Origin of the sequence: Aeromonas sp. D3 (assembly GCF_027705025.1) — a bacterium.
GTDB classification, from domain to species: Bacteria; Pseudomonadota; Gammaproteobacteria; order Enterobacterales; family Aeromonadaceae; genus Aeromonas; species Aeromonas salmonicida.
On record NZ_JAPDBE010000005.1, the window covers coordinates 68,883 to 91,076 of the forward strand.

A 22,194-nucleotide genomic window follows, 5' to 3' on the forward strand; every position below is an offset into this window, starting at 1 on the left:
CAGGCGCGCCTGCTAGGATCCGGATTGACTCGCCCTGGCATAAACCCTCTAATTGACAGCCTGGATTCCCATGATCGCGCACCTAATGAAAATATTGTTGGTCGAAGACGACAAGCTGCTCAATCACCACCTTGCTACCCTGCTGACCGAGGCCCAGAATCAGGTCCACAGCACGGACAACGCCCAGGTGGCCCTGCATTACGCCACCGATTATCCCATCGATGTCGCCATCATAGACTTGGGGCTGCCTGACATGGACGGCCTGCAACTCATCAGGCAGTTGCGCGAGCGGCAGATCCCCTTCCCCATCATAGTGTTGACCGCCCGTGGCAACTGGCAGGACAAGGTGGAAGGACTGGAGGCCGGTGCGGACGACTATCTGGTCAAGCCTTTCCAGAAGGATGAGTTGCTGGCTCGCCTCAATGCCTTGGTGCGCCGCAGCGCCGGTTTCATCTCCCCCAGGGTCAAGGCGGGTGACTATGAGCTGGATCTCTCCCGCAAGGAGCTGACCATTGGCGGCGATCCTGTGGTGCTCACCAGCTTTGAATACCTGATCCTCGAGTACCTGATGCGCAACGCCCGCCAGGTGGTCTCCAAGCAGCAACTGCTGGACCAGCTCTATGGCGATGGCGAGGGTGATCCCAACACCATAGAGGTGATGGTGAGCCGACTGCGCAAGAAGCTGGACCCGGAGGGGAACATACAGCCCATCTCCACCATCCGGCGCCAGGGTTACATCTTCAACCTCTCGTGCAACTGATGGGTCTTCGCTTGTTGTCACGCCCCATGCAGCTGCTGCAGCGCTCGCTCCACATCAAGCTGATGCTGAGCGCCATGCTGGTCATAGCGCTCATCATGGCCTTCTCCGTCTATATCCTCTATCTGGGTCACACCGAAGAGCAGGCCCAGAAGGCCAGCACCCGCATGCAGGAGAACCTCTCCAAGCTGTTCTCTTCCAAGTTGCCGGAACCCCGCTCCACAACCGATCTTGGCAAGATAACGCCGGATGCCATCGACCCCAATCTGGATACCCTGATCTGCCGGGCGGATGGCCAGCTGAGCTGGTCCAGCCTGCATATGCCAGAGGTGGTCCAGGCCAGGGACACAATCTGTCAGGATCTGATGAATTACCTGGGCGGACTGGATCAGGACTACTTCTTCAAGCGCCACACCATCAAGAACGGCGAGAGCTACTTCATCTACAGCCTGCGTTTTCTACGCAATCACGGCGATGGCCCCACCACCTACTATGTGGTGATGGTCGATTCGGCCAAGCGCTATCTGGCCCAGACCCGCAACTACCTCTACCAATGCATTCGTCAGGCACTGCTGGCTTACTCACTGCTCGGAGCCCTCTTGCTGCTCACCAGCTTCTGGAGCCTCACCTCCTTGCGCACCATGGCGCGCCAGATAGACGAGATCAGGGCGGGCAAGCGGGAGGCCCTCTCCAATGACTACGAGCGGGAGCTGACGCCACTGACCGAGTCGGTCAACCAGCTGCTGGAGAACGAACGCCAGCAGAGCCAGCGCTATCAGCACGCCTTGAACGATCTGGCCCACAGCCTGAAAACCCGGCTGGCCCTGATCCAGATAACGGCGCAGGAGGTCAAGCTGGGGCACGACATCCACGACAACATCAATGAGCAGATCCTGACCATGGATCAGATCATCCAGTACCAGCTGCGCCGCGCCGTCACCGGTCGCCAGCGCCTCGCCAGCAAGGGCACAGAGCCGGTACCGCTCATCGAAAAGCTGCTGGCCAGCCTCGCCAAGGTCTATCGCCACAAGAAATTGCAAACCCGCTTCAAGTTCGATGACGACGTCTTCTTTGCCGGTGAACAGGGGGATCTGATGGAGCTGATGGGCAACCTGCTGGATAACGCCTTCAAGTTCGCCATCAGCGAAATCCAGGTCACTGTCAGTCGCCGCCTGGATCGGCTGCGCATAGAGATTGAGGACGATGGCCCCGGCATAGACCCGGACAGATCACAACAGATCTTCCAGCGCGGGGTGAGGGCCGACAGCTCACCCGGCCAGGGCATAGGCCTGGCTGTGGTCACCGAGATAGTGCACAGCTACGGCGGCCAGATCATGGTGGATGAGTCCCCGCTGGGGGGTGCCCGCTTTACCCTGGACCTGCCTTAAGCCACTCGGCTCATGCCGCCTCACGCCAGCCCATTCAGCACGCCTGCCCCTTCGCAGGCGTGCTTGCTGTTGCCTTCCTCCTGATGCCCAGATAGACACCCGCAACCCTCGTCATATCGATCACATATCAGCAAGGAAGCGACACACAAAAGCAGGATGCAGATCAGAAGATAAAAAAAAACCGGCCTCAAGGGCCGGTGAAACAGTTCAGGCTTGTCAGGTGACAAACGTACCCAGCGGATGAAGACAAGTTCCAACTCCCTGTGGAGCCCTGGCCTCTTGAGTACGTGCATTCACTTTATGCCATGGTCACTGAATCAAGGCTGAACCATGACGCAGTTGGCATTCCCTCCCTGTTTCTGCTTACAACTTGATACCGAGCGACTGGCGCAGATAGGCACCGGCACCGAGCAGACCCGGCCCCTCGTGAGTAATGAGGAAGACGGGGATATCCTTCAGATAGGATTTGAAACGCCCCTTGTCTTCAAACGCCACCCGAAAGCCCGAGCCAATAAAGAACTCCTGAAAACGCGGTACGATGCCGCCTGCGATATAGACGCCGCCGAAGGTGCCCATGTTGAGCGCCAGGTTGCCGGCAAAGCGGCCCATCAGCACACAGAACAGGCTCAAGGTGCGGCGGCAATCCAGGCAATCCCCCGCCAGCGCCCGCTCAGTGATGTCTTTGGGGGCCAATGCCTCTGGCTCGCGCCCATCGGACTTCACCAGACCGCGATAGATGTTCACCAGACCAGGGCCGGAGAGCAGCCGCTCGGCCGAGACATGACCAAGCTCGGCGCGCATGACCTGCAGCACCGCATCCTCTTCTTCGCTGTTGGCGGAAAAATCCACGTGACCGCCTTCGCCCGGCAGGCTCAGCCATTGCTCACCCGCCTGCACCAGGTGGGCGACACCAAGGCCGGTCCCCGCCCCATAAATGGCGATGGGTTTGTCCGCCACAGGGGCCCCGCCCCCCAGCTGGATGCGATCGGCTTCTGCCAGCACGGGCACCGCCATTGAGACGGCGGTAAAGTCATTGATCACCTGCAAGCGGGTCAGGCCCAGATTGGCCTGCATCTCGCCGATGGAAAACTCCCAGCTGTGGTTGGTCATGGCGACCCAGTCGCCGTTGATGGGGCAGGCGATGGCGATGCAGGCCTGGCTCACCTGCGCAGCGTGTTCGTCCAGATAGAGGCGCACCACGGCTTCTAGGCTGGGATGGGCCAGCCCGGAATAGGTCTTGGCCCGGGAAATGGTGCCGGTCGCCAGTTCGCACAGGGCCAGCCGTGCATTGGTGCCACCGACGTCACCGACCAGCGCATGGGTATGCTGCATAACATAACTCCTTCGTTACTTGGGTCGGGGCGGCGCTTACCGTCCCGCAATTATTATTTGGCAGCAATTCTACCCGAGCCCCTCCCCCGGCGGCGTGTTTGATCAATGCAACTGTGCGCCCGCTCACAGTGTTGTTGCTTTGCAACATTTGTAAGCGTTTTCATGGAGTGGATGGAAGTTTGTAACCAAAAAGACGAAATAATTAGACATGAGTCATACTTTGCAGGGCCGAGATTAGTTTCAATAAGAGCTTGTCTTGTATAGTCATCCAGTTGATTGGAAACATGCTTAGCCGTGAATTTAGTGCAAAGACACTGAAGCTAAATTACAAAAATGCCTGGTGGTGATGATGAATACCCTTGATAAAATTACTAACAATTTGGAAAGTTTCAGTAAATCAGAGCGTAAAGTGGCCGAGGTCATTCTGGCCTCGCCACAGACGGCCATCCACTCCAGTATCGCCACCCTCGCCAAGATGGCTGACGTCAGCGAGCCGACCGTCAACCGTTTCTGCCGCCGTCTCGATACCAAAGGCTTTCCCGATTTCAAACTGCATCTGGCCCAGAGTCTGGCCAATGGCACGCCTTACGTGAATCGCCACGTGGAAGCGGAAGACGGTCCCGAGACCTATACCGCCAAGATCTTCGAATCCACCATGGCCTGTCTGGACGCCGCCAAAAACAGCCTGGATATTTCCGCCATCAATCGCTGCGTCGATATTCTGACCCAGGCCAACAAGATCAGCTTCTTTGGCCTGGGCGCCTCCTCCGCCGTGGCGCGCGACGCCCAGAACAAGTTCTTCCGCTTCAATATTCCGGTAGTGAGCTTCGATGACATCGTCATGATGCGCATGAGCTGCATCAACAGCAGCGAAGGGGATGTGGTGGTGCTGATTTCCCATACCGGCCGCACCAAGGCGCTGGTAGAGATAGCCGCGCTGGCCCGCGAGAACGATGGCACAGTGATAGGCATCACCGCCAAAGACTCGCCGCTGGCCCGCGAGTGCAATCTGGTGCTCTCCATGGATGTGCCGGAAGATACCGACGTCTACATGCCGATGGCGTCACGCATCGCCCAGCTGGCGCTGGTGGATGTGCTGGCGACCGGTTTTACCCTGCGCCGTGGCATGAAATTTCGCGAAAACCTGAAGAAAGTCAAAGAAGGTTTGCGCGAATCCCGCTTTGATACTCCCCACTCCTCCTGAGGCAACGGGGGCCCCGGCCCCCGGCTGTCTATGCCACCCACCTTGGTGTAGTATTGTAATTTAGTAACAGAAGCCACCCAGATGGCTTGCAAGCGGATGCTATGGGTCATGCGCTTGCCGGGGCAGTATCTCAAGTCATATCAACTTCAAACTGGAGTCTTTCATGCCAAGACGTACAAAGATTGTAACCACACTCGGTCCGGCGACCGATCGCGAAGGGATCCTAGAGGCGATCATTCGTGCCGGCGCCGACATGGTGCGGATGAACTTCTCCCACGGCACCGCTGAAGACCATATCTTGCGCGCCAATCAGGTGCGTGACATTGCCGCCAGGCTCGGCCGCCACGTCGCCATCATGGGTGACCTGCAAGGCCCCAAGATCCGCGTTTCCACCTTCAAGGATGGCAAGGTCTACCTGGCCATCGGTGACAAATTCATTCTCGATGCGGCGCTCGGCAAGGGTGAAGGCTGCCAGGAACAGGTCGGCATCGACTACAAGAGCCTGCCCGACGACGTGATCGCCGGTGACATACTGCTGCTGGACGATGGCCGCGTGCAATTGAGAGTCGAGCTGGTCGAAGGCACCCGCATCCACACCACAGTGACGGTGGCGGGCCCGCTCTCCAACAACAAGGGCATCAACAAGAAAGGCGGCGGTCTCTCCGCCCCGGCCCTGACCGAGAAAGACAAGGAAGACATCAAGACTGCCGCCCTGATGAACGTGGATTACCTGGCAGTCTCCTTCCCCCGTTGTGGCGATGACCTGCGCTATGCCCGTGAACTGGCCCGCGAAGCCGGCTCCAACGCCAAGATTGTCGCCAAGGTCGAGCGCGCCGAAACTGTCGCCACCGACGAGGCGATGGAAGACATCATCCTCGGCTCCGATGCCGTCATGGTGGCCCGTGGCGATCTGGGCGTCGAGATCGGCGATCCCGAGCTGGTTGGCGTGCAGAAGAAGCTGATCCGTCACTCCCGCCGTCTGAACCGCGTCGTCATCACGGCGACCCAGATGATGGAGTCCATGATCAACGCCCCGTTGCCGACCCGTGCCGAAGTGATGGACGTGGCCAACGCCGTGCTGGATGGCACAGACGCTGTGATGCTCTCCGCCGAGACCGCCGCCGGCCAGTTCCCCATCGAGACTGTCATGTCCATGGCCAGCGTCTGTGTGGGTGCCGAGAAGCACCCAAGCCTGAACGTTTCCAACCACCGCATGAGCTACACCTTCACCTCGGTGGAAGAGGCAGTCGCCATGTCCACCATGTATGCCGCCAACCACCTGGAAGGGGTCAAGGCAATCGTGGCGCTGACCGAATCCGGCACCACACCGCTGCTGATGTCCCGCATCAGTTCGGGCCTGCCTATCTTCGCCATGTCTCCCCACAACAAGACTCTGGCCTGGACCAATCTCTACCGCGGCGTCACCCCTGTGCTGTTTGACGGCGACGAGACCAAGCCTGTCTACGAAGTGTGCCGCGACGCGCTGGATGTGCTTAAAGCCAAGGGGCTGGTCCAGAGCGGCGACATGGTGTTGCTGACCCACGGCGACAAGATGGAAACCGTGGGCAGTACCAACACCTGCAAGGTGATGATGGTCGAGTAACTTCCCCCCATCAACAAAAACGGCTCCCGCGGGAGCCGTTTTTCATTGACGAGTCTGGACCTCAACCGCGAAACAGTTCGACCTTGTCACCATGGCGCAGGCTACCTGCACCGCGTACCACCACCCTGTCCCCCTGCTTGAGCGCCCCGCTCACCGCCACCTGCTGACTGTCACCAAACAGCACTGTCACCGGCACCCGGTTGACCTTGAGCCCCTTGCCGCTCTGCTCCACCTGATAGACAACGCTCCCCTCGGTGTTGAGCACAAGGGCATCCCGTGGCAGCAGCATGGTGTGCTGCTCACCCAGCGGCAACGCCACCCGCACCGGCGACCCTATGATGAAGCTGGCCGATTCTGGCTTGAGGCGCAGCTCGATGAGGCGGGATTTGGGATCGGCACTCGCCGCCCGCTGGTAATAAATGCCATGGCCGCTGAGCTGATCACCCTCAACCCGCAATCGGGTCCGGGGCTCCAGGCGCTGAGCCCAGACGATGGGGGCCTGCAGGCGGATATCCGGCTGATCCGGGTTGACCAGCTCCAGCGCCTGCTCGCCGGCATCCACATGCTCCCCCGGCTGGATGAAGTGGTTGTTCACCACCCCATCGAACGGGGCGAAGATATGGCTGCGACGCAACTGCTCCTCAATCTGGCGCACCTGCACCCTCGCCAGCCGCTCGGCAAGCTCTGCCTGCTCCACCTCGTAACCGGCCTTGTCATACTGGCTGGCTGAGGCACTCTTCTGTTGGTGCAGTCGCTCGAGACGCACAAACTCGGCCTTGGCATAACGCACATTGCTGGCCCACTTGGCCTGCTCGGCCCGCGCCTGTTCCAGTGATAGCTGCAATGCAGCGCTGTCGAGACGCAGCAGCTCGTCCCCCGCCTTGACCCGACTGCCGAACTCGGCAATCCACTCCACCCGTCCGCTCACCTCGGCACTCAACGCCGCCTGCTGACGGCTTGCCACAGTGCCACTGACCCAGATGCTGGCCGCCGCATCCCCTTGGGTCACGTCGGCAAGGGTCACCATCTTGCCTTGTGCCAGGGCGGGAAGCCCCCCTCCCGCCAGCAGGGCCGCACCCAGTACCATCCTTGTGAAAATTCGTTTCATCGATGAGCTCCTTGCTCAGGCCCGCTGCCGCAGGGCGAGCGGTGGCTGTTCAGTCTGCTCCCCCAGCCGCAGAAAGGCGGGTAACAGGATCAGGGTAAACAGGGCGCTGCAACTCATGCCGCCGACGATGACGGTGGCCAGTCCCCGGTAGATTTCGCTGCCCTCGCTCGGGCTCAGCATCAGCGGCAACATGCCAAAGATGCTGGTGAGGCTGGTCATGGCGATGGGCCGCATCCGGCTTCGCAGCGCATCGGCTACCGCACATTGACGACTCATGCCGTCCCGCTCGGCCGAGCGGGTCTGGTGCACCAGCAAGATGGCGTTATTGACTACCAATCCCAGCAGAATAACGAAGCCGATGATGGTCAAGAGATCCATCGGCAGCGGCACCAGCAGGCCGCTCAGGTGCAGCGTCAGCACACCGCCGACCGAGGCAAGCGGCAAGGTCAGCAACACCAGAACGGCATCCTTGAGAGAGGCAAACACGCCCCACAGCAGGATCAGCAGTATGATCACGGCGAACAGGAAAATGGCACCCAGATTGTCCAGCGCCTGTTGCAGACTGTCGGCGTTGCCAGCAATCCGCAACTCCCCACCAACGGGCAGCAGCGGGCGGATGGCGGCAAAGCTCCTGCCTTGAAGGGTGTCGAGCACCTGCTCCATGCTCATCCCCTCAGGCGGGGTGATCTGCAGGCTGATACTGCGCCGTCCATCGACCCGCAGTATGCTGGCCGGCCCCATGTCGTGTTCCACCTGCAGCAACTCACCCAGGGGAACGATCCGGCCGGACGGCGTCGCAAGCGGCACCGCCTTGAGCTCATCGGGGTTGGCGGAGGTCTGCCCCATCAACATGATGTCGAGCCGCTCCTCCCCATCAAAATACTCCCCGACCCGCAGGCCGTCGCCGAAGGTCTGGATGATGGCGGGCATGGGAGTGCGATCCCATCCCACCTCGGCGAGACGCCGGTCTTGGGGCACCAGCCGCAGCTCGGGGGCGGTGAAGTCGAGATCCGGCTCGGGCCGGACCTGGGCTCCCGGCAAATCCCGCTTCACGATGGCCATGCTCTCCCGGGCTGCCTGATAGAGCTCGGGCAGATTGCCCCCCTGCAGCAAGAGAGAAATACCGTTCTCGCTGTCAAAGCCACCGAACAAGGAGCCCTGGCCACCGAATGTCTGGGTATCGGGAATGCCCACCAGCAGTTGCTTCATCAGCAGGCTTTCCAGCTCCTTGATGCGGTTCTCATCCTTGGGCCTCACCCCAATCTGGGCACCGCCCGGGTAGCGCATTATGTAGTAGTTCTTGAGGGCAGGCTCCTTCTCCCCCTTCATGTAGGGAGCGAGCCGGGCGATCAGGGTGTCGATCACTTCTTCCCGCTGGGCCTTGAGATTAAAACCCGGGGTGAAGCTCATCCAGACATCCACCGCATCGCGTTTTACATCCGGCAGGTAATCCATCTTGGGCAGCAGGGCCCAGGTCGCCAGGGCTGGCAGACTCATCATCAAGATGATGATGCTCCAGCGGCGAGGCGCCGTGCCAGTCCAGCGGATCACATGGCGGGTTGTGCGCTGCCACAGTGAGTCATAGGGATCGACCAGTCGCTCGCGCCCCATCCAGCGCGCCGCTACCGCAGGCAGTACTGTGACCGCCACCAGCATGGAGACGGTCACGGCGCAGGCGATGGTCAGCGCCAGATCGGCAAACAGTTGACCCTCCACGTCGTTGAGCAGCAGTACCGGCAAAAAAATGGCCACTGTGGTCAGGGTGGAGGCCACCAGCGCAGTCCACACCTGTCGGGTACCCTCCAGCGCCGCCTCGGCCTTACTCAAATCACCCCGCTCATGGCGCCGGTAGATACTTTCCAGCACCACTATGGCGGCATCCAGCACCATGCCGACCGCAAAGGCGATGCCCGCCAGCGAGATGACGTTGAGGGTCCTGCCCAGTACCTTGAGCAGACAGAAAGTGAGCATGATGCTGATGGGAATGGCGAGCGCTATCATCAGGGTCGCCTTGAGCTGGCGCAGAAACAGCCAGAGGATGGCGCAGGAGAGCAGCACGCCGAGCCCCAGGTTGGCCGTCACCATGCCCACCGCCCGGTTGATGTAGAGAGAGGCATCGAACGACTGCTCCATGTGCAGCCCGACCGGCGCCAGCACGTCGCGGTTGAGATCGCTCACTTTGACCTTGATCGCCTCCAGCGCCGCCAGGGCATTGGCGCCACTCTCCTTGAAGATCTGCGCCGCTATGGCGGTATTGCCATTCTGGATGCGCAGTACCGGGTTCTCTTCCCGGGACAGCCTGATCTCTGCCACATCACGCAGATAGATGGGCAGACCATCGCGCCAGTCCACCACCTTGTCCCCCAGGGTATCGACGTCATAACGCCCTGCGAAGCGCAGCTTGTATTCCCAACGGCCTATGTCGAGGGTACCCGCCGACACATCCCAGCCGGTACTGGCCCGGCTGGCGAGCACTGGGATCTCCACCCCCAGCTCGGCGGCGCGATAGGGGTCGAAACGTATCTGGATCTGGCGCTCGTTGATCCCCTCCACCTCCACGGTCGATACCCCCGGGATCCGCTCCAGCTCAGGCTTGACCCGCGCCTCGATCAGCGCCTGATGATCGTCAATCTGTCCCTTGGCACCGGGCAGTTGCTGGATAAAAAAGAAGGTGAGGGTGTCGTTGCTGCTGTAATTGTTGACGTAGGGGCCACCTATGTTGTCCGGCAACCCGGACACCCGGTTCAGGCGAGAGATGACATCGAGCTGGGCCCGCTGCATGTCGGTACCGAGGGCGAACTCCAGATCAATTTCGGTAAAACCGGGAAAGCTGTTGCTGGTGAGACTCTTGAGCCCCTGCACGCCCTGCATCTCCTGCTCGATGGGGTCGGTGATTTCCGATTCCATCTCCTGAGGGGAGGCCGAGCGCCAATCCACCGAGATATTGAGGTGCGGGCGGTCTATGTCCGGGAACAGCTGGATGGGCAGCCCCCGAATGCTGAGCAGGCCCAGCAGAAAAATCAGCACGATCGACACCGCCACCCAGATGGGACGTTCGATCGCCGTTTTGGCGAGGTTCATTCACTCTTCCTGAGTTGTTGTTATCGGCCATTCCGCTGGCCTTGCTTCCTGCCCCAAGGGTGGGGGCCATTGCATTAAACTGGAATTAATCCAGGTTGTAAATCCATGGTTAACAAACAAAAAAACCGGCCAGATTGGCCGGTTTCTCGTCAGGTTCAGTGCCAGCGACGCGGTCAGGCGGCGTGCACCACAGGGTTCGGCTGAGACAGACCTTCCAGCTCGCCAGGAGCAAAGTTGTCCACCTGGATGGCTTCGTAACGCAAGGCATCGGCAGCCAGCAGCTTGTCGGCCTCATCCTTGCTCAGGATGGACTGGGACAAGGCGGCATCGACCAGCTCGGGCAACGCCATCTTGCGGGGCAGCTTGCCCTCTTTCTGGGCCTGTACCAGCTTCTTCTCGTAGGGCTGCACCGCCACCATGGCCAGGAAGGCACGCTCCATCAGACCGACGGGATCCGCGTCATCCTTGCCCACATAGCACAGTGCCGTCAGACGATCACGAAATTCACCCGGCTTCATCATGGCCAGACAGATGGCATGGCAGCGATCATCGGCCGGCATCTGGTAGCCGACGCCGAACGGGAAGACGACCCGCTTGAGCACGACACCCACCACCTTGTTCGGGAAGTTCTGGAAAAAACCATCGAACGCCTTGCCAATCAGGTAGAGGCTGCGTTCCACAGCATACTGCACGAACGGCAGATCGGAGACCATGCGGCCCTGATCTTCGTAATGCTTGAGGGTGGCAGAAGCCAGATAGAGGTGGCTCAGCACGTCACCCAGACGGGCAGATATCATCTCCTTGCGCTTGAGATCGCCACCCAGCATCAGCATGGAGACATCTGCGCACAGGGCCAGCCCTTTACTCATGCGAGCAAGCTGCTTGTAGTAACGGGCCGTCTCGCCCCCTACCGGGGAGCCATTGAACTGACCCAGGGTCAGCCCCTGGAACAGGGCGCCGAAGAAGTTGCCGGCACCAAACGCGATATGTTTGAGAAGCAGGTCGTCGAACTTCTCGAGGCCACGCTCAAAATCAGGATCGGCCGCCGCTTCCATCTCGCCAAACACATAAGGGTGGCAGCGGGTAGCCCCTTGCCCGAAGATCATCAGGTTGCGGGTCAGTATGTTGGCCCCCTCCACCGTGATGGCCACCGGAATGCCCATGTAGGCATAACCAGTGTAGTTTTTCGGACCCAGCTGAATGGCACGACCGGCGTGGATGTCCATGGAGTCATCCATGATCTGGCGCGCCATTTCGGTCATGTGGTACTTGGAAATGGCAGTGACGATGGCCGGAGCCTGACCCAAGTCCAGGGAACCTGCGGTCATGCGACGGGCCCCTTCCAGCTGATAGGTAAGACCACCGATGCGGGCCAGCGCTTCCTGCACCCCTTCAAACTTGCCGATGGACATGCCGAACTGCTTGCGCACATAGGAGTAGGCGCCGACGGTGCGGCTCGCCATGTGACCACAGGCGGTGCCGAGCGCAGGCAGCGAGATGCCGCGACCGGCGGAGAGACACTCCACCAGCATGCGCCAGCCACGGCCGGCGTAATCCGGACCACCGATGATCCAGTCGAGCGGAATGAACACATCCTTGCCGAAGGTCGGGCCGTTAAGGAATGCCAGCCCCATTGGATAGTGGCGATCGCCGACCCGCACACCCGGGTGGCTGGTGGGGATGAGGGCGCAGGTGATGCCGAGTTCTTCCTTGTCACCCAGCAGTTTTTCCGGGTCAAACAGCTTGAACGCCAGACCCAGCACGGTAGCGCGCGGGGCCAGGGTGATGTAACGCTTGTTCCAGTTCAGGCGGATGCCAAGCACTTCCTCACCCTTGTACTGACCCTTGCAGACGATCCCCTTGTCAGGGATGGCGCCAGCGTCAGAACCGGCTTCCGGACCGGTCAGGGCAAAACAGGGCACTTCCTTGCCATTGGCAAGACCCGGCAGCCAGAAATTCTTCTGGGCCTGGGTGCCGTAGTGCATCAGCAGCTCGCCCGGGCCAAGGGAGTTCGGCACCATGACGGTGACCGCCACGCTCAGACTCTTGGTGGCAATGCGAGTCACTATGGTGGAGTTGGCAATGGCCGAAAACTCGCGACCGCCATAGGATTTCGGGATGATCAGGGAGAAGAAGCCCTCCTTCTTCAGATAGTCCCACACCGGCTCCGGCAGATCTTTGGTTTCGTTGACGATCTTGAAGTCATCCACCATGGCGAGCAGGGTCTCGACCTGATTGTCGATAAAGGCCTGCTCTTCGGCGCTCAGTTCGGCCTTGCCGTAACCGTGCAGTTTTTTCCAGTCGGGGTTGCCGCGAAACAACTCGCCATCCCACCAGACGGAGCCGGCTTCCATGGCCTCCCGCTCGGTGGCCGACAAGGGCGGCAATATCTTCTTGAAGATGCCGAACACGGGACGGGTTACCACCTTTTTACGGATGGAGGGCACGCCGAGCAGGACGGCTATCGCCAGCACCAGCAGGATAAGCAATGTGATCATACCGAAGTTCCTTCTATTTCACTGTTTCCGTTGATTTATTGTTGGTTGTTACACGGCCAGGGAGAGCCTGGTCGACTCCACGGGCGCCCCGACACCAGACGCCAGATAAGGAATTACATTGCGCACCAGCCCTTCCACATCGAGCTGCTGACCAAAGTCGGCCAGGGCGATGTCGCGCAGGGCATCGGCGGAGGCCATGGTGAACACGACGGTGCCCAGAGTGAAATGCAGCCGCCAGAAGAGGTCGGCCGGTGACAGAGCCGGATTGGCCTTGGAAATCGCCTGGGTGATCCGCAACAAGATGGGGCCATAGTGAGCAGTAATGAAGCGGCGCAGGTGACCCTGACTGTCGATATAGCCACGTCCCAGCAGCTGCATGAAGATGGCGGGGCCATTGGCTCGCACTGCAATCAGCTTCATCAAGGGATCGACAAAGCTTTCAAATACCTGCAGCAGGGTCAACTGCTCCTGCTCCATCAGGGTATGCAGTCGTGCATCCAGATCCGGCATAAACAGGCTCAGATAGCGATCAAGTACAGCCTGGATCAGCTCCTTTTTGGAGCCGAAGTGATAGTTGACCGAGGCGAGGTTGACATTGGCTTCACTGGTGATCAGACGCAAAGAGGTATCGGCGAATCCCCGCTCGGCAAACAACACCTCGGCGGCATCAAGAATACGGTTTTTGGTATCGATTTTACTCACAGGACACCTCACTTAAAACGAATGTTTAAAAAGTACGTTTCACAACCATTTGTGTCAAGAGAATGTGAACATGTGTTAGCGAAATGTTTTTGCTAAAAAGGGGGAACAAGGCGGGAACTTAGCTGACAAACAGCACTCTATATCTATGCCACTGCAATTAAACATTAAGTCTCGCCCAACCTGCTCCATGCTAGTTGGGCATTTTTTTGCACTGTTGGTATTGGTGCCGATACGGGGGCAAAAAAAACCGTCGCTGGTAGCGACGGCGGGGAAAAGAGGTTGCACCATCCTGATCCAACCCATCGATGCGAGTTCAGGCTTTCATCGATTTGCCCATCATGGCGGCCAAGCGTGTTCAAACTTTGTCAGCGCCCCCGCAATTTGTGACAAAGTATGACAAGCCACAACATGGTCTCGACCCGCCACCTTTGTTATGCTGGCGCCTCACGCCAGAAGGGGAGAGAAGATGAAGTATACGGTCGATACCCACACCCATACCGTCGCCAGCACCCACGCTTACAGCACCATTCACGACTATCTGCCCATCGCTCGCGCGAGGGGGATCAAGCTGTTCGCCACCACGGATCACGGCCCCGACATGGCCGATGCACCTCACTTCTGGCACTTCGTCAATCTGCATGTGTTGCCACGGGTGGTCGACGGGGTCGGCATACTGCGCGGCATAGAAGCCAACATCAAGAACATTGATGGCGAAATCGACTTCCCTGAGCGCTACGAGTCGCGGCTCGACATGATAATGGCAGGCTTTCACGAACCTGTATTTCCCCCCTGCGATCAGGCAACCCATACCCAGGCCATGATCAACACCATCAGGAGCGGCCGGGTCGACATGATAAGCCACCCGGGCAATCCCGCCTTCCCCATCGACATCCAGGCCGTGGTCAAGGCCGCCGCGCAATACAGAGTGGCGCTCGAACTCAACAACTCCTCGTTCAGCCATTCCCGTCAGGGTAGCGAGAACAACTGCCGCGCCATCGTTGAAGCGGCGCGCGACCTCGGTGCCTATCTCACCTTCGGCTCCGACTCCCACGTTGCGTTCAGCCTTGGGAATTTCGAACACTGCCACCGACTGGTGACCGAGGCACACTTCCCCGAGGATAGGATCCTGGCGCGCTCTCCCCGCGCCCTGCTCGATTTTCTCGAGAGCCGCGGCCGAGCCCATATCCCGGAGTTTGCAGATCTCTGATCGTTTGGCCGTAACACAATGAGCCCACTCATAAAAGTGAGACAGGCTCATTGACTTGAACCTGCATTTTCGGGAATCTGGCCACACGCCGGTATAGCTCAGTTGGTAGAGCAGCGCATTCGTAATGCGAAGGTCACAGGTTCGACTCCTGTTTCCGGCACCATTTAAAACAATGATTTATGATTTCCACATGGCTGAAAAATTGTAGATTTTTGTCTTGGGTACCACATGGGGTACCACATTTGGCACGAGGTAGGAACTAACCTTACTCCCTAAGGGCCTTCCTAACGGAGAGTGCCACATTATCTCAATGTATTCCCTTAGTCGGGTAAAGCTGTGTTCATGAAGGAAAGTGTTACAACACCAAGATGACTCATTCGACCCCCAAACAACCTTTGGCGGCTAAGATATCAAGGGTGATAAAACATGTTGTTCTCTACGGCATGAACTAAGCCATAACAACTAAGCTATTGAAAAAAAGCACTTTCATATTAATGAAAGTGCTTTTTTAGTTTTGAACCCACATTTGAACCCACACCTACTCAACTAGACATCATTGTTGATGTTCCAATTGAGGTAAATGGTAAATCCTGAACCTAAAAAGCCCGCCGTGTAGGCAGGCTTAAGTGAGCACCAACTCCTGGCTACGCTTTGGCGTACTTCTCTGCGAACTTTTCATCAGACATACAGATGTACATGACGAACTCAATAAAGGCGATGACTGCCGGTATAAACGTCCAGCAAAAGATTAGATATAGGAACCCTTGCAGGGCCTTGCCAAGGTAAAACTTGTGAATGCCAATCCCACCAAGGAAAAAAGCGAGCAGGGCGGCAGTGATCCGGCTCTTGCTTGCGCCATATACCGCTCCACAATGGGGACATGATGTCGCTGTTTTGTGAATTTCTTTACCGCACCCACGACAAAAAACCATATCTGACATATAAGCTCCCTTTTTATATGATCGTTATTTATGAAAATTAAACCGCATACGATGATGTACGCTCAAAAAGATCGAAACATCCTCCTCTATTTACCCCACGCATCAGGAGTATATCTTTCCAATTTTGTCAATTTTACCACCGCGTTTTCCATTTCCCAACATAATTGCTCCATGAACTATTCATGAAATTTTTTCCGTGGTAGTTGTCAGTTCTTGCGTAGCATCACGCTGTTGATATCCCATACCCAACGCTCACTGGGATTACCGGGCAGATTGAGGGTAAAGCCGTTGGTGGTGGGGCTCAGTTTGCCTAGGTCACTACAGGTACCAAATGCTTCAGACATCATGGTGGGTGAGTCTTGTCTGACCACAACCAGCTGGTAGAGCACGGGGCAACCCACACCACCGCTGAACAGCTCAAGAAGTGCGGCTTTACCATCGGGTATTGCAAACTGGTGGGCCACATCGACACCGGCATAACTGTCGTGATGAGTCAGTAGCTCACCATTGAGCAGCACATCAAAGTTCAATTCGTCATTTTTGCGTACAGTAAATCCAGCCGATGCTTTTACCAGCTTGGGCTGAAAATAGACACTCCCATTGGTGTAAGTCACCATAGAGCCATCAAATGCTACCTGAGTTCCCACAAGTTCCATTAGAGCAGTGTAATCCTCATCGTTGAACCATAGCTCCACAGCATCTTTCCCTGATACTTCGACCCAGAATTTCATGCTGGCATAGCTCAGTTTTCCACTCAGAGTTGCAGGCACCTTGGTCTCAATCTCAAAAGTACCATCAGCAGCGAAGGTGGCCACCGAACATGTCAACAGAATACTAAATAAGGCCACGCGTAATATTTCGGTCAAAAAGTGGGTCATGATTTTCTCCATTGGTTTTGGGTAATCCCTTCATCTTTAGGGGCGTGATGACCCCTTCGCATGGGGACTCATAGATATTGGAATTCAGAACATGACCTCGCTATTGCTCAAATAGGCTAAGCATTTTTAAATTCAATTAAGTCATTGCAACTTCTTACAGTTTTCCAACCACATTACAGCATCAATTTTTCCATTTTGTAGATAACGCTGCTGGTTTGCCCAATGAGTTGCAAGAAATGGTCTAAGTCCATACAGCTTTTTATTAATTGTCAGCATTTGATTAAATACTGAAACTTGTTCTTTAATTGGGTCCTCACCATATAGGGATGCAGACTCGACCAAACCACTGGCGTAATAGCCCGTAAGTTGGCTGAGCCGCTCTTTTTGCTCATCCAGCTTGGTCTTGCGAACCGCGCAGTTTTTATCGGCTTTATCGCTACAGAGCAGCTCATAGTTGGAGCTAAGAAAATCCAAGAACTTGCCATCATCTTGTAACTTGGTGCAGAGGAAGGCACCCAAGTTAAGGCTGGCGCGAATCGACTGAGCACGCTCTTCCTGCTGCTTTTGGTTGCTCGCCCTAAGCTGCCCTTCCAGGTTTTTCAGTTTCTGCTTGAGCGCCTCATCGTCAACCCCAGAGGCCAGCGTGCTTAACTCGCTGACCGCATCCTTCTTGTCGCTGGCCTCCCCCGCTGGTTTGTTTGATCCCAGTTGCCGCCAACTGCTTTCGATACTCTTGACTCGCTGCGTCGATGTCATGGTTGGGGAGACCAATACCAACCGCAGCCCAGTACTCTTGCTGGTAAAGTGGCGATCCTCATCGTAGTAACTCACCTCTTTGCGGGCTGCGCTGCGCAAGGCAGCCTGCTCAGTGAGATAGTTACCACCGCGCACCACATAACCACCGGCCTGACCATGTTGGCGATCGAGCTTGTTGAGATAGAAGGGTTCAAACATCATCTCGTCCACGTTACCCAACATGTCGTGCAATCCGAGAGGGTTAGGAGCCAGCAGCCCCGCCAGTTGTAAGCGGCCATTGGCTGACTGGGCTCCGGCAAACCATTCATGCTCTTTGAGATCGTTCATGGGATATCGGATGTCACGAAAATCGGCGCTGTTGACCTTGAGCCCACCGCGCGCGGCAAATTCCCACTCAATTTCAGTCGGCAGGCGTACAAACCCCGCTTTACCATCTTCTTTGGGGATCTGGTCAGCGGCATGCTGTCTCAACCAGAGATTGTATTTATCGGTTGCCGCAACCGCGTCGAACCAGCTAATAGCGCTTACCGGGAGGCTCAGCTTTTTCGACTGTGTGGGGCAGGTATCTGCGGTAAGTGCCTGATATTGGAGCTGAGTCAGCTCATATTTGGCCATCAGGTAATAGCGGCCCTGCTCCTTAGCCGGCTGGGTGAAACTACCAGCAATAAAAGCAGGATGAGCGTGCTCGATAAAGCCCCAGTCACCGCCGTCTTGACCTACCTGGATCGGCAAGTCTTCCAGCGGGCCGTTGACCGGTACCTGCACTCGCCGAAAGGCCATGGCCCCCTCGCACGGCATCGGCAGGATCACATCCTCCACATCGGGTTTCGGATTGTAATTTTTATCTGGCCATGGTTCGGCGAATGTGCTGCCGCTGGACATGGCACATCCCATGATGATGAGCCGGGATAAGGTCTTCTTAGAGTTCACGCAAACTCTCCGCAGGTTGAATGGCAATGGCCCGTCTCGCACCAATAATGGCCACTAGAATGGCCACCGTCAGGGCCAGGAGCAGGGCCAGTAAGCTGTGTAATGGGGTTATCCGGCAGATCATCTGTTCAGTACTCTGGCTGCTGGCCAGCGTCCGATTAAACAGTGCACTGCCGCTCAGGTAGAGCAAGAGGCCACCACCATAGGCAAGCAACGTCAGGATCACCCCCTGAAGGATGATATAGAGGCCCACCGCCGGGCTGGTAAATCCCAGTAAGCGCAATACAGCAATATGCTTGCGCTTGCGATCCACGTTCGCGAGGAAGGCGCCGATCAAGGATGCGACACAGCCGATCAGCGCGGTGCCAGCGATGACGTTGAAGATGAGGCTAAGTACCCGGTTGATACTCTTTATGTTCTCGATATCGGCCAACCGGCTCACTGTCTCGATGCGCTGTTGCTTGAGCCAGAGATCGAGAGCTGCCACTTGGTCAATGCTGTTGGCATAAAGACGGGCGCGGGCGAATATCGGCGGTTTATCCGTTAACGGCTGACCTGTGCTAATCCCCAGCATAGGGATGCGATAGCCATCACGAAAAGACTCCAGCGCCAGCAGCAAGGGCTCATGCACGAACAGAGCGGGACGGTTGAAATAAGTGGGCGCCAATATTGCTCCCACAGTTAAGGTACGCTCCCCCCACTCTCGCCGATCTTCGAGCTGGCGCATGACGCGCAAGCGGATGGTTTCACCAGCACTGACCGCCAAGCGGCGTGCAGCCTCGGCACTGAGGATCACCTCATCCTCGCTCCCCAGTTGCAATGTTCCTAACAGAGGGTCGCCCTGAACGGTCGGGATTACCTCGGCATTTTCAATGAAATGGCTCATATCTTTCAGCAAATCGGCTTGGGTATTGAGGGATCGGGTTTGGCCGATGGCAAAGCCTACCTCCGATTTTTGCCGCAAGGCGGCGATCCATTCTGCTGAATAGTGGCCACTACTCACCATGCGGATCTCCAGATTGCGCGGATCTCGCGCGAGATCCTGCTGCAACTGGCTCACCACCCCATAACGCAGACCAAACATCAGCAGCAGCGGGGCTATCACGGCGATCAGTGAGGAAATAATACAAAATGATACCGAACGATCATGCCAAAGATCTTGCATGGCCAAGCGCAACAGTAGTCCGCGTTTATGAGAACGCAAAATGGGTCTCTCCCTGCGTTAAATTAGCCTTGAGACAGGGTAAGCCAAACGTCTTAACCAAACCCCAATCATGAGAGGCCACCAGCGCCGCAATGCCCCACTCTTGTACCAACTCGATAAAGAGCGCAAAGAGCAACCTGGCTGTGTGGGGATCAAGAGACGCGGTGGGTTCATCGGCCAGTAGTAGCTTTGGGCGGTGCGCCACCGCCCGCACAAAAGCGACTCGCTGCCGCTCCCCGATAGAAAGCTGGGCTGGTTTCTTGTGCAGCAATCCCTCCAACTTGAGGGTCTGGACAGCCCGCGTGAGTAAATGCTCATCTTCCGCTATGCCCAGTAGTTGGCAGGGTAACCGGATATTGTCTCTCACCGTCAGGAAGGGCAGCAGGCCGCCACTTTGCAACATGAAGCCAATTCTGGCGGCGCGGATGTCGGCTAATGCCGCTTGATCGTTAGCCGCCAGCAAGTGGGCAATATCGACAACAGCTGGGGCGGCGTCAATGAAGTCCATCTCAAAACGGCCAACGCGACTGGGGCTCAGTAATAGCCCAATCACCTCAAGCAGGGTGCTCTTGCCGCAGCCACTTTCGCCCGTCACGGCCACTACTTGTCCCAGAGGCAAGGTCAGTGCGGGCAAACAGACCCGGTGGGCCTGTTCACCGCTGCCCCGCACTATGCTCATATCTTCGATACATAGCATCAGGGCATCATTTCCAGGGGAATCGGATAGACGTGATCACGGGGATCGCTATCCTTGGCTAGCGCCACCCAGCGATCGACATCGGCGTTGTAACGCTGGTAATGGCGCAGCTTGGTCGCGAGGGTGCGGATAAACTTCTCCTGTGCCAATCCATCCCAACTCTTCCAGGTCTCCTCATCCAGATTGAGCACATCACTGCGATAAGGCAGATCGGCAAGGTATTCCCCCATCACTCCAAGATCCGTGATGCTGGTGTTATCCAACTGCTTGAGCTGGTTAGGATCTGCGCCCATGGTCGCCGCCACCGAGCGTAGTCGCTCGAACATCTTGGCCGGTGAGATCATACCTTCATTGGCCGCATCCAAAATCTGTTTCACCACATCGCTAAGGTCACTAAGTTGGCCCTTGGTGAGCAGCACCCTGACCTCGGTGGTAGGGATATTCTGCTTGATCAGATCCCGGTCGCTGATCCAGGCCTCGAACACCAAGGGAGCCTGAGTTCCACTCTTTTTACCGAGGTAGGAGAGTTGCATGGCATGACCGATCAGTGCTGTATCTTGCAGCAATTTTTGCGCCGGGGTGAGCGTGCCCTCCTCTTTGGCGTTACTGGCGCTGCCTACGGCCGGCTCACCAAAATAGGATGCTTTCACCTGATCGGTAATGGCGGTAGCCAATGCATCAACCTTGTTACCAAACTCGTTAACATCACCAGCATTAACCGGGTAGTAAAGCGAGGTATTGGTGCCACTGTAAGTTGATAACTCCTGATATTGGCTTGCGGCATTGGCGTGATCTTTCTTACCCGCCGCAGTTTTCAGGTGCAGGGTATATATCGCCACCCCAGGGTTGGCGGCTTCCAACCGGATCTGCTTGGCATCCAATCCAGTGGTAGACAGCTTGTTATCCCCTTCGATAGCCCCTGCATCGGTGATCAGCACCACATAACGGGCCCCAAAACGGCTCCAGTCGATCTGGTCTATCGCCTGCATTACCCCCGCATACGCGTCTTCATTGAACAGCTTGCTAGAAACGGTAGCCTGCTTGAGGTCGGCCACTTTTTTCAAGAAATCGGCACCGCCTTTGATTTCATTGGGGTCGGCATACATGCGGGTGGTGTACTCCAGACCCGGTACCTCCTTGGTACTGGAGCGAAAGGAGATCATGCCAAACTTCACCTGCTGCCCCAGATTTTCCTTGTTGATCCGCTCATAGACCTTGCGCACGGCCTCGCGGGTACGTTCGATATAAGGTCCCATCGAGATGGTGGAATCCACCACGAACACCACTGCGGCATTGAACTCTTTGAGCTGGCTCACCTTGGCGCTTGGTTCAACCGTGGCCGTATCAGCCTTACTGACCGAGGCCACATTGAGCAAGCGGGTGTAGAAGCCATCCTCGGTCATGACCTCTTCACCACTGAGGATGGGTAGCAGATAAAACTGTTGCTGCAGATCGACAAAGTATTCAGGCTCTTGTGCCAGTACCCCGGCGGCGTTGCCCTGCTTCTTCAATGCAGCGCGCAGCGGTGCTACCTTAGCGACCGGATCCGCCGCCTCCAGGATCTGGTTGAGTTGATCTCGCTCCTTGAAAAAGAGCAGGCGATCCCGGTTGGCAGGATTGGTGAAAGCCAGGGTCAGCTGCATCTTCCAATCCACGGTACAAGACTTGGGCAGCCAACCGATACTCTGACCATAACTGTCAGGGCCGACCTTAATCCAACCGGCCCCCTTGGCATTTACGTGCTCATAGACATAGAAGCTGCTGAAGGCTGGCTGCAGCACCCCTGACGCTTGACCCGCCTCGGCCACCAGCTCGCAACCTGGGGTGGTCAAGACTCGCTGATAAAGGCTCTTTTTTCCCTCCTGTAACAACGGGCGATGCTCGGATGTCGTCTCGGCCACGACAGCA

Annotated in this window: 16 protein-coding genes and 1 tRNA gene; 6 read left to right on the forward strand and 11 right to left on the reverse strand. The window is 57.2% G+C overall.

The window, feature by feature from the left end:
• Positions 1-85: 85 nt before the first annotated feature.
• On the forward strand, positions 86-760 hold the full coding sequence (locus OKC28_RS05105) for a response regulator (RefSeq protein WP_270687912.1): 675 nt from the start codon (positions 86-88) through the stop codon (positions 758-760).
• Positions 760-2,145 (forward strand): ATP-binding protein, encoded by a 1,386-nt coding sequence (locus tag OKC28_RS05110; protein ID WP_270687914.1) that lies wholly within the window; start codon positions 760-762, stop codon positions 2,143-2,145. The genes OKC28_RS05105 and OKC28_RS05110 overlap by 1 nt, the downstream gene beginning before the upstream one ends.
• 363 nt (positions 2,146-2,508) lie before the next feature.
• Here OKC28_RS05110 and glk read toward each other — a convergent pair whose 3' ends face one another.
• Positions 2,509-3,477 (reverse strand): glucokinase, encoded by a 969-nt coding sequence (gene glk, locus OKC28_RS05115; RefSeq protein ID WP_005319365.1) that lies wholly within the window; start codon positions 3,475-3,477, stop codon positions 2,509-2,511.
• A 349-nt stretch (positions 3,478-3,826) separates the two neighbouring features.
• Between glk and OKC28_RS05120 the strand changes: the two genes are divergently transcribed.
• Entirely contained in the window at positions 3,827-4,681 is an 855-nt protein-coding gene (locus OKC28_RS05120; RefSeq protein ID WP_165484139.1) for a MurR/RpiR family transcriptional regulator, read from the forward strand.
• 163 nt (positions 4,682-4,844) lie between these two features.
• Positions 4,845-6,284: a pyruvate kinase gene (pyk, locus tag OKC28_RS05125; RefSeq protein ID WP_017412636.1), complete on the forward strand. Its 1,440-nt coding sequence runs from the start codon at positions 4,845-4,847 to the stop codon at positions 6,282-6,284.
• Between the two features lie 61 nt (positions 6,285-6,345).
• Here pyk and OKC28_RS05130 read toward each other — a convergent pair whose 3' ends face one another.
• The 4 genes from OKC28_RS05130 to OKC28_RS05145 form a co-directional block, all read right to left on the reverse strand.
• Positions 6,346-7,392: an efflux RND transporter periplasmic adaptor subunit gene (locus OKC28_RS05130; protein ID WP_270687918.1), complete on the reverse strand. Its 1,047-nt coding sequence runs from the start codon at positions 7,390-7,392 to the stop codon at positions 6,346-6,348.
• Between the two features lie 15 nt (positions 7,393-7,407).
• The gene (locus OKC28_RS05135; protein ID WP_270687920.1) at positions 7,408-10,473 is read right to left on the reverse strand and encodes an efflux RND transporter permease subunit; all 3,066 of its coding nucleotides are present in this window, start codon (positions 10,471-10,473) and stop codon (positions 7,408-7,410) included.
• A gap of 173 nt (positions 10,474-10,646) precedes the next feature.
• Positions 10,647-12,971, reverse strand: a complete 2,325-nt coding sequence (locus OKC28_RS05140) for an acyl-CoA dehydrogenase (RefSeq protein WP_270687922.1) — start codon at positions 12,969-12,971, stop codon at positions 10,647-10,649.
• A 48-nt stretch (positions 12,972-13,019) separates the two neighbouring features.
• Positions 13,020-13,673, reverse strand: coding sequence for a TetR/AcrR family transcriptional regulator (locus tag OKC28_RS05145; RefSeq protein WP_099993976.1), 654 nt, complete (start codon positions 13,671-13,673; stop codon positions 13,020-13,022).
• Between the two features lie 466 nt (positions 13,674-14,139).
• On the opposite strand from OKC28_RS05145, the gene OKC28_RS05150 reads away from it, so the two are divergent.
• Together OKC28_RS05150 and OKC28_RS05155 are read left to right on the forward strand one after the other, a co-directional pair.
• Positions 14,140-14,880, forward strand: a complete 741-nt coding sequence (locus OKC28_RS05150) for a phosphatase (protein ID WP_270687925.1) — start codon at positions 14,140-14,142, stop codon at positions 14,878-14,880.
• A gap of 87 nt (positions 14,881-14,967) precedes the next feature.
• A tRNA-Thr gene (locus tag OKC28_RS05155) sits at positions 14,968-15,043 on the forward strand.
• Between the two features lie 481 nt (positions 15,044-15,524).
• Here the strand turns inward: OKC28_RS05155 and OKC28_RS05160 are convergent.
• The 6 genes from OKC28_RS05160 to OKC28_RS05185 form a co-directional block, all read right to left on the reverse strand.
• Positions 15,525-15,821 (reverse strand): TM2 domain-containing protein, encoded by a 297-nt coding sequence (locus OKC28_RS05160; protein ID WP_042044646.1) that lies wholly within the window; start codon positions 15,819-15,821, stop codon positions 15,525-15,527.
• 206 nt (positions 15,822-16,027) lie between these two features.
• Positions 16,028-16,699 carry a hypothetical protein gene (locus OKC28_RS05165; protein ID WP_042044645.1) on the reverse strand — a complete coding sequence of 224 codons (672 nt, stop codon included), beginning with the start codon at positions 16,697-16,699 and terminating at the stop codon, positions 16,028-16,030.
• A gap of 141 nt (positions 16,700-16,840) precedes the next feature.
• Positions 16,841-18,385 carry a formylglycine-generating enzyme family protein gene (locus tag OKC28_RS05170; protein WP_156991612.1) on the reverse strand — a complete coding sequence of 515 codons (1,545 nt, stop codon included), beginning with the start codon at positions 18,383-18,385 and terminating at the stop codon, positions 16,841-16,843.
• Positions 18,375-19,589 carry an ABC transporter permease gene (locus OKC28_RS05175; RefSeq protein ID WP_232534702.1) on the reverse strand — a complete coding sequence of 405 codons (1,215 nt, stop codon included), beginning with the start codon at positions 19,587-19,589 and terminating at the stop codon, positions 18,375-18,377. Before OKC28_RS05175 ends, OKC28_RS05170 begins: the two co-directional genes overlap by 11 nt.
• Complete coding sequence (locus OKC28_RS05180; protein WP_042044643.1) at positions 19,576-20,286, reverse strand: ABC transporter ATP-binding protein; 711 nt, start codon at positions 20,284-20,286, stop codon at positions 19,576-19,578. Before OKC28_RS05180 ends, OKC28_RS05175 begins: the two co-directional genes overlap by 14 nt.
• The gene (locus OKC28_RS05185) at positions 20,286-22,187 is read right to left on the reverse strand and encodes a vWA domain-containing protein (protein ID WP_232300573.1); all 1,902 of its coding nucleotides are present in this window, start codon (positions 22,185-22,187) and stop codon (positions 20,286-20,288) included. The genes OKC28_RS05180 and OKC28_RS05185 overlap by 1 nt, the downstream gene beginning before the upstream one ends.
• Positions 22,188-22,194: the final 7 nt, after the last annotated feature.

Excerpts from the sequence above, each read along its gene's own strand:
- OKC28_RS05105 (WP_270687912.1), top strand. The coding sequence starts at position 86 with ATGAAAATATTGTTGGTCGAAGACGACAAGCTGCTCAATCACCACCTT.
- OKC28_RS05110 (WP_270687914.1), top strand. The coding sequence starts at position 760 with ATGGGTCTTCGCTTGTTGTCACGCCCCATGCAGCTGCTGCAGCGCTCG.
- glk (WP_005319365.1), bottom strand. The coding sequence starts at position 3,477 with ATGCAGCATACCCATGCGCTGGTCGGTGACGTCGGTGGCACCAATGCA.
- OKC28_RS05120 (WP_165484139.1), top strand. The coding sequence starts at position 3,827 with ATGAATACCCTTGATAAAATTACTAACAATTTGGAAAGTTTCAGTAAA.
- pyk (WP_017412636.1), top strand. The coding sequence starts at position 4,845 with ATGCCAAGACGTACAAAGATTGTAACCACACTCGGTCCGGCGACCGAT.
- OKC28_RS05130 (WP_270687918.1), bottom strand. The coding sequence starts at position 7,392 with ATGAAACGAATTTTCACAAGGATGGTACTGGGTGCGGCCCTGCTGGCG.
- OKC28_RS05135 (WP_270687920.1), bottom strand. The coding sequence starts at position 10,473 with ATGAACCTCGCCAAAACGGCGATCGAACGTCCCATCTGGGTGGCGGTG.
- OKC28_RS05140 (WP_270687922.1), bottom strand. The coding sequence starts at position 12,971 with ATGATCACATTGCTTATCCTGCTGGTGCTGGCGATAGCCGTCCTGCTC.
- OKC28_RS05150 (WP_270687925.1), top strand. The coding sequence starts at position 14,140 with ATGAAGTATACGGTCGATACCCACACCCATACCGTCGCCAGCACCCAC.
- OKC28_RS05160 (WP_042044646.1), bottom strand. The coding sequence starts at position 15,821 with ATGTCAGATATGGTTTTTTGTCGTGGGTGCGGTAAAGAAATTCACAAA.
- OKC28_RS05165 (WP_042044645.1), bottom strand. The coding sequence starts at position 16,699 with ATGACCCACTTTTTGACCGAAATATTACGCGTGGCCTTATTTAGTATT.
- OKC28_RS05180 (WP_042044643.1), bottom strand. The coding sequence starts at position 20,286 with ATGCTATGTATCGAAGATATGAGCATAGTGCGGGGCAGCGGTGAACAG.